The sequence below is a fragment of the Rothia sp. HMSC071F11 genome (genome assembly GCF_001809115.1).
GTDB lineage: Bacteria > Actinomycetota > Actinomycetes > Actinomycetales > Micrococcaceae > Rothia > Rothia dentocariosa.
Window position 1 is genome coordinate 227,857 of record NZ_KV795771.1, and the last position, 7,485, is coordinate 235,341.

The following is a 7,485-nucleotide window of genomic DNA, read 5'->3' on the forward strand; positions in this document are numbered from 1 at the left end:
CGGAATCCGAAGAAACAGCGGTATGAGTATCCGTGGCTGGGGAAGAAATGTCCTCAGTCTCTTCATGAGAAGAAGTCGGCTGAGCGGGAACGGCAGAGTCCACATGCTGCGGCGTGTGTACTTCGGAAAAATCGGTGGGGGAGGGGAAAGAACTCTGCGGGCGCTCGGCGAAGATGGCGGGATCAACCGGTGACGCTGCCGGTGCGTCGGCAATGGGCACATCCGCAGTTTGATGAGGCGGTACAGGGGTGTGGAGCTCGGCCTCAACCTCATGAAGTGGGGGCATAGGAGAATCATCTTCGATCTGCGGTATCGAAGGCGAAACCGTCTGAGATGTTTGCGCAAGCGATTCATCAATCGTAAAAGCCTCTGATACACCGGGACCAAAAACGGTGGTCAGAGCCTGTTGGAAGGGTGCCTTGAGCTGAGACTGAAAAATATTGCGGGTTAGTTCACTGGGAACGGCAATCAGAAGAACGGTTCCCACGAAAGCCTGAGGCTGTGCAAGACTCACAAAACCACGCAGACGCTGAGAGACCTCAGGATTCGCTTGCAGAATGCTTATGACCTGTTCCCAGCGTTCCTGAAGCTGCGTGTGCTCAGCGTTCATCAGTGGTTCCCCTCGTAAAGATGACAAAGATATGTACCGATTCTACCGTAGGTTATATACATCATAAATAGCTTATCCACAGGAGTTATACACAATGTGGAAAAAATGTGTCTTTCCTGAGGATAACCGGTTGAAAAATTCTTGAATTTCGTTATTTTTCCTTGATATATCAAGGAAATTAAGTGTATATCAAGGATGTGGAAAACTGTGGATATGATGTTTTGAAGGCCCGTTGAGAACACCTGTGGATAGTCTAATCCCCACAACCTGGGGATAACCTGGGGTTATGTGTGGGGCGGATTAACTTGCTTTGCAGCATAGACTCTTCTAGAGTTGTTCTGTTGTATGTGTACCGCCTACCTCGAAGTGTCGAGGTACCATCGGGCACGAAAAAGCTTAGAAATCCTAGCCAGCGGGTAGGATTTTGTGTCCAAGGAGATAAGTATGAGTAAACGTACTTTCCAGCCGAATAACCGCCGTCGTGCGAAGAAACACGGTTTCCGTCTTCGTATGCGTACTCGTGCCGGTCGTTCTATCCTGTCGAACCGTCGTTCCAAGGGTCGTTCCAAGCTTTCGGCATAAAGAACTCAGCAAAACCCGCTAACGCATTCGTGTTAGCGGGTTTTCCACTACAGGGAAGGAAAACGTGCTGCCAATCCAGCACCGGATGCGCACCAGCTCCCAATTTTCCACGGCTTTTCGTTCCGGTACCCGCTCAGGGCGCCGGAACTTAGTTGTATATACGGCTCAAAAACCCGGAAATACAACCCGGATAGGTTTCATTGTGTCAAAAGCCGTCGGAAATGCTGTGACTCGTAACCGTGTTAAACGGCGTTTGCGTGAACTCGCTGCCGCAACCGTTAGCGCCTACCCGCAGGGACTGTATATTGCCGTGCGGGCGCTTCCCGCATCCGCTGGAGCGAACTGGGAAGAATTACGCGCAGACTATCGAGGTGCCCTAGAATCCTCCCTGAAAAAACTTGACCGTCAAGATCAGCGCTGCAATGTTGAAAACCGTGGGGGAGGGGACTATGAACCATCGTCGATGTGATGAGCGTTTTCACCCTCATCACAGCAGTACACACCATCCCCACACCCATCAGCTTGATCCCGATGACCGCCTCGCGCAAGCGCCCCATGAGTTTGTGCATCCGGTATCTTTTTTACATGCGGTCTACACCTTGCCGCAGAATATTCTGATTGGGCTTATTAAGGCTTACCGTAAAGTCGTATCCCCTCTCTATGGGGATGTATGCCGGTATTATCCGACCTGCTCCGCCTACGGGTTAGAAGCGGTCACCACTCATGGAGCCCTCGGCGGTCTCAGCCTGACCGTGCGGCGCATCCTGCGGTGTAATCCCTGGGCAACCGGCGGAATCGACCCCGTTCCGCCCGGAAAACGAACCTTTGCCTCCGGTCAGGAACCTAAAATTATGCTCCTGAACCATCCCCTAGAAACTCACTCGAACAACCACTAACGGTTGTCGAGATTCCTACAAAGACTTAGCCGAGTCATAAGGAGAAAAACTCCCGTGAACATTTTTGACATGATCCTTTGGCCCTTTAAATTGGCCGTGTCTGCGGTGCTGTGGTTCTTCCACACGATCTTTACCAGTATTGGTATGGATCCGTCTTCGGGCTTTACCTGGGTGCTGTGCATTATCTGCCTGACCCTGGTTATGCGTACCCTCACCATCCCCCTTTTCGTCAAACAGATTAAAGCGATGCGCGGTATGAACGCCATGCAGGGCGATCTTGCAAAGCTGCAGGCCAAATACAAGGGGAAGAAAGACCAGCTTTCCCGCCAGGCGATGGCACAGGAACAGATGGCACTATTTAAGAAGCACGGCACCAGCCCCTTTTCATCCTGTATGCCGATTATCGCGCAGACGCCGATCTTCCTCGGTCTCTATCAGGTGCTCATGGGTGTTTCTGGTGCGGCTGCAAACAACGAAGATATTCTGCTGCTTCCTGCGGAACTGGTTAAACAATTCAACGAAGCCTATATCTTTGGGTCACCCATCTTCTCGACCATGATGAACCCCGGCAACGGCAATCATACCGCCACCGTTGCCCAGGCCATCATCATGATTCTGCTCATGAGCGGTACCCAGTTCTTCATTCAGAAACAGCTCAGTGCCAAGAACATGTCCGAGGCAGCTAAAAGCTCCCCGATGTTCCGTCAGCAGCAGATGATGATGTACGTTTTTCCTCTTATCTTCGCGGTTACAGGCGTTAACTTCCCCCTGGGAGTGATGTACTACTGGACCGTCTCAAACTTCTGGGCTCTCGGGCAGCAGTGGTGGGTTATCCGCAATAACCCGAATCCCGGTTCTCGGGCTGAGAAGGAGCTCAACGAACGCCGTGCCGCTAAAGGTCTGCCCCCCGTTGGGAAAACCAAGGAACAGCACGAAAAAGAGCTTGAGGAGGCGCGTGAGCGTGCCGCCGCGGGCCAGCGTCAGCAGCCCATGAGTAAGAAACGCCAGAAACAGCAGCAGCGTAAAGGCGGCGGGCAGAACAAATCGAGCAATAAAAACTCGAATAAGCCGAAACTCAACTAAACACAGCATCGATAAATTCAAGGAAAACCATGACTGAAATATTTGAAGAAACCGCAGAATCGCCAAGCACCGCATCGGAAACTGAGGCTGTCGAAGAAATCGACGAAGTCAGCATGATTGAGGAAGAAGGGGATATCGCCGCTGACTACCTCGAAGAACTTCTCGATATCGTCGATCTTGACGGAGATATTGATATTGAGGTGCGCAACCAGCGCATCTACCTCTCGGTGGTCAATGATGAAGATGGGAACGAAGACCTGCGCCACCTTGTCGGTCGCCGCGGTGAGGTCTTAGACGCTCTGCAGGAACTCGTGCGCCTGTCGGTTCTGGCCGCCAGCGGCAACCGTTCGCGTCTTATTCTCGATATTGCGGGTTACCGTGCACAACGTCGAGAACAGCTTACCGAAATAGCCCTCGACGCCGTCGAGAAGGTACGTGCCTCCGGCGAAGATTTCCACCTGAAGCCATTGGGCGCCTATGAACGCAAGGTTGTACACGATGTGGTTGCTGAACAGGGGCTCTACAGCGAATCCGAAGGCGAAGGCACACGTCGCCATGTGGTGATTTCCCTTCCGGAGGCGTAAATGACGGTTCCTTGTGAAGGTCAAGACCTTATAGCCGCCACCGCAATTTTTGGCGATCGTCTGCCTCTAGCACAGCGCTATGTGGAACATTTGGCGACGACGGGGATTGAGCGCGGGCTCATTGGTCCGCGCGAGGTACCGCGCCTATGGGTTCGTCACGTGCTCAACTGTGCCGCCGTGCAGGAATATATCGCCGAAGGCGCATCCGTGGCGGATGTAGGCTCTGGAGCGGGTCTGCCGGGGCTGTGTCTGGCTATTGCCCGCTCCGACCTTGCGATCACGCTCATAGAGCCTCTGGAGCGCCGCGTGACATGGCTTTATGAAGTGGTTGAGGATCTAGGCCTTGAGAATGTAAAAATTCTGCGTTCGCGTGCCGAGCAGGCTATCGGGCAAGTCGATGCCGATGTGGTGACTGCTCGTGCCGTATCTGCGCTGGTGGGCCTTGTGGATATTACCCTGCCGATTCTGCGCGGTACCGGTGAGCTTCTGGCTCTTAAAGGGCGCTCTGCACGAGAGGAAATCAAGAAGGCTAAGAAGAAACTCAACCGTTACGGGGCTCGCGAGACCGAAATCCTGACGGCGGGGGAGGGACTGCTGGATGAGCCCACAACCGTTGTGCGAGTTACACTCTAGCCTCGATAAACTCTGAAGCTGCGAGCTTCATAGGGGTTGAAGATACATTCTCAGATGTATCTTCAACCCCTTTTCTTATGATCTTTATCTGATACCGGAGAAAGAGTTTGTGGTACACAAGAGATAAAAGGGAACTTTCGGCGGAGGCACCGTAGTTTTTCGTGAATGTGGAATATTAAAAATGAGTAATAGAAGTTGTATAAATTTTCCTGGCTGAGAGGTTGATAATCGGTTCATGATGCTGTGCTGAGAGTGAATACTTGGGGATGAAATCATAAATTTTCGTGAAAAAATACGAATCCTAGACAACTTGTCGAGGGTGTACGTGGTATATCGCTGTTTTGACAGGTAATCTTAAAGAGGAACGCGCAGACCGGAGACAGCATCGGTGTTTCACGTGAAACATTCTTGATGCTCTTTATTCAATGTTTCACGTGAAACATGGTGTGCGTATCTTTATCTGGCGAAAGACACATCAACCATCAGCATCAGGCGCGGAGGATATATGACGATCACCCCCGGTGGCTCGACGCCGCCTTTACTGCCCAAGCCCCCACATACACGCGTCTTTACCATCTCGAATCAGAAGGGTGGAGTCGGTAAAACGAGTACCGCCGTGAACATTGCGGCCGCCCTTGCAGAAGCGGGAATGAACGTTTTGGTCATTGATAATGACCCTCAGGGAAATGCTTCGACGGCTCTCGGTATTGAGCATGGTGTGGAGCTTCCCAGCACTTATAACACTTTGATTGACGATACTCCGCTTTCTGATATTGTGCAGGAGTGCCCTGACCTCGACAATCTGTGGTGCGCGCCCGCGAATATAGACCTTGCCGGGGCAGAGATTGAACTTGTTTCGGTCGTGGCACGCGAGAAACGCCTCAAAAACGCTCTGGAGGACTATACTGAGTGGCGTGCCCAGCAGGGGATGGGGCGGCTCGACTACGTATTTATCGACTGCCCGCCGAGCTTGGGGCTGCTGACCGTTAATGCTTTCGTGGCGGCAGAGGAAATCCTGATTCCTATTCAGTGTGAATACTATGCCCTGGAAGGCTTGAGCCAGCTGCTCAAGAACATTCAGATGATTCAGAAACACCTGAACTCCAATCTAGAGATTAGTACGATTCTGCTGACCATGTACGATGGGCGTACCAATCTTGCGTATCAGGTAGCGGAAGAGGTACGGGAACATTTCCCAAAGGAAACTCTCCAGACCAAGATTCCGCGTTCTGTACGCATTTCGGAAGCACCGAGCTACCAACAGACCGTTATTAGCTATGATCCAACGTCTACCGGTGCTCAGGCCTATCGTGAAGCGGCGCAGGAAATTGCGCGCCGCTAAGAGGAATACGGAGCATATAGATGCTCTGAAATATCGGCATATCAGGATTGGTAATTACTCCGATATTCTCCATAAATAAACTTTTTGAGATTTATATCTAGGGAAATACCGAATTTTCTGAGCGCAGATTTTACGGTGCTGCAAGGTTCATATGAAGTGTAATCGGCATGCATGAGAGCGGTAGAAAATTTGGTGTGAGGAAGGAAAAACATGGCAGAGAAGCGACGGGGTCTCGGAAGGGGACTGGGTGCTCTCATTCCCAATAATACGACGCCTGTTGTGACTGCTTCCGATGTTGCCGAGAAAGAGGCGGAAAAAAAGGTAGCGGCGACCCGCAAACCTCAGCAAGAGGAACAAGCCGCCGCATCTTCGGCAAAACGCACGAAGACTCGCAGCGTAAAGCCGGAGCCGCAGAAAAAATCTGCCCCGAAAAAGGAACCGTCTGCGACAACGAAACGCACAGAACAGCAAGAAGTTCATATCTCTTCGTCGCAAAAGGCTACGGAACCGAAGCCTCAGAAATCTTCTGCTGAGACTCAGAAACCTTCTGGTTCATCGAAGCCGCAAAAGGCTTCTGTGGCTAAGATACCCAGTCTTAAAGCCCCTGCCGTGAAAGCGGGGGAGAAAAAAGAAGAGAGTGTACACGTCTCATCTGCTTCTTTGTCCACATCGCAGCCTGTGCAGAAATCAGATGTTTCACGTGAAACATTGTCTCAGCCTCGCGAAGTTCAGAAGAAGAAACCTCGTATGGATATGGGTGCGGCACTTCGCAATACGACGTTAACACGCCGCCCGGTAGATTTCTTCTTTGGTGAAGAAACGAAGGAAGCTGAGGAAGAGGGTAGCAGCAACCTCGTACCCGTTCCTGGAGCTCAGTTCGCAGAAATCAAAGTTTCTGATATTCACCCAAACCGCAAACAGCCTCGCGTTGATTTTGATGAGCAAGACATGGCTGAGCTCATCCATTCGGTTCGTGAGATTGGTGTTCTGCAGCCTATTGTGGTGCGCCCTTCACGCGAGAAAAATGCCGAAAAATATGAGCTAGTAATGGGCGAGCGGCGTTGGCGTGCAACCCAGGCTGCGGGTCTAGAAACTATCCCCGCCATTATCCGTGACACGCAAGATATTGATCTGCTTCGAGATGCCCTGCTGGAAAACCTGCATCGTAGTCAGCTGAATCCCATTGAAGAGGCGGCTGCATATCAACAGCTTATGGAAGAGTTCAGTACCACCCAGGAGCAGCTTGCAAAGCGTATTGGGCGCTCTCGCCCGCAGATTTCAAACACGATTCGTTTGCTTAGGCTTCCTCCTCTCGTACAGCGCAGGGTAGCGGCAGGCGTTATCGCTGCCGGGCATGCGCGCGCCCTGCTGACTTTAACCGATCAGGCAAAGATAGAGACCATTGCTCAGAAGATCGTGAATGAAGGGCTTTCTGTGCGTGCCGTTGAGGAGCTTGTTGCCCATGCGAGCGAAGCTCCGGCAGAGAAAGAGCGGAAGACCCCGCAGCCACAGAAGCATCACGAGCGATTGGACTATATTGCGGATGCGTTTGCTGACAAACTGGATACATCGGTTAAGATTTCGCTCGGTGCTCGTAAGGGCAAGATGACTATTGAGTTTGCTAACGTTGAGGATCTCAACCGTATTATTCGGGTTCTGGATTCTGATTTCAAAGGTTCTTAGTCCATGCGATAGCTTAGAATCCTTACCCGCATAATCTACTGGGGGTGGTGATGTTTCACGTGAAACATCACC

The 7,485-nt window shown here is 51.6% G+C and carries 8 protein-coding genes and 1 pseudogene; 8 read left to right on the forward strand and 1 reads right to left on the reverse strand.

What is annotated here, in order from left to right; genetic code table 11:
* Nucleotides 1–610: pseudogene (locus HMPREF2554_RS10985) on the reverse strand (chromosomal replication initiation protein DnaA); the annotation flags it as partial.
* A gap of 444 nt (nucleotides 611–1,054) precedes the next feature.
* Between HMPREF2554_RS10985 and rpmH the strand changes: the two are divergent.
* The 8 genes from rpmH to HMPREF2554_RS11025 all read left to right on the forward strand — a co-directional run bounded on the left by rpmH (nucleotide 1,055) and on the right by HMPREF2554_RS11025 (nucleotide 7,413).
* The gene (rpmH, locus tag HMPREF2554_RS10990) at nucleotides 1,055–1,192 is read left to right on the forward strand and encodes a 50S ribosomal protein L34 (RefSeq protein WP_004005930.1); all 138 of its coding nucleotides are present in this window, start codon (nucleotides 1,055–1,057) and stop codon (nucleotides 1,190–1,192) included.
* A gap of 64 nt (nucleotides 1,193–1,256) precedes the next feature.
* Complete coding sequence (gene rnpA / locus HMPREF2554_RS10995; protein ID WP_070521306.1) at nucleotides 1,257–1,661, forward strand: ribonuclease P protein component; 405 nt, start codon at nucleotides 1,257–1,259, stop codon at nucleotides 1,659–1,661.
* Nucleotides 1,642–2,088 carry a membrane protein insertion efficiency factor YidD gene (yidD, locus tag HMPREF2554_RS11000; RefSeq protein ID WP_070555409.1) on the forward strand — a complete coding sequence of 149 codons (447 nt, stop codon included), beginning with the start codon at nucleotides 1,642–1,644 and terminating at the stop codon, nucleotides 2,086–2,088. The genes rnpA and yidD overlap by 20 nt, the downstream gene beginning before the upstream one ends.
* A 54-nt stretch (nucleotides 2,089–2,142) precedes the next feature.
* The gene (gene yidC / locus HMPREF2554_RS11005; protein WP_070555412.1) at nucleotides 2,143–3,171 is read left to right on the forward strand and encodes a membrane protein insertase YidC; all 1,029 of its coding nucleotides are present in this window, start codon (nucleotides 2,143–2,145) and stop codon (nucleotides 3,169–3,171) included.
* A 29-nt stretch (nucleotides 3,172–3,200) separates the two neighbouring features.
* A complete protein-coding gene (locus HMPREF2554_RS11010; protein ID WP_070555415.1) occupies nucleotides 3,201–3,755 on the forward strand; it encodes a Jag family protein in 555 nt (184 codons plus the stop codon).
* Nucleotides 3,756–4,388: a 16S rRNA (guanine(527)-N(7))-methyltransferase RsmG gene (rsmG, locus tag HMPREF2554_RS11015; protein ID WP_070555419.1), complete on the forward strand. Its 633-nt coding sequence runs from the start codon at nucleotides 3,756–3,758 to the stop codon at nucleotides 4,386–4,388.
* Between the two features lie 505 nt (nucleotides 4,389–4,893).
* The gene (locus HMPREF2554_RS11020; RefSeq protein ID WP_004005936.1) at nucleotides 4,894–5,730 is read left to right on the forward strand and encodes a ParA family protein; all 837 of its coding nucleotides are present in this window, start codon (nucleotides 4,894–4,896) and stop codon (nucleotides 5,728–5,730) included.
* 210 nt (nucleotides 5,731–5,940) lie between these two features.
* On the forward strand, nucleotides 5,941–7,413 hold the full coding sequence (locus HMPREF2554_RS11025) for a ParB/RepB/Spo0J family partition protein (protein ID WP_070555423.1): 1,473 nt from the start codon (nucleotides 5,941–5,943) through the stop codon (nucleotides 7,411–7,413).
* The last annotated feature ends 72 nt before the right edge of the window (nucleotides 7,414–7,485 follow it).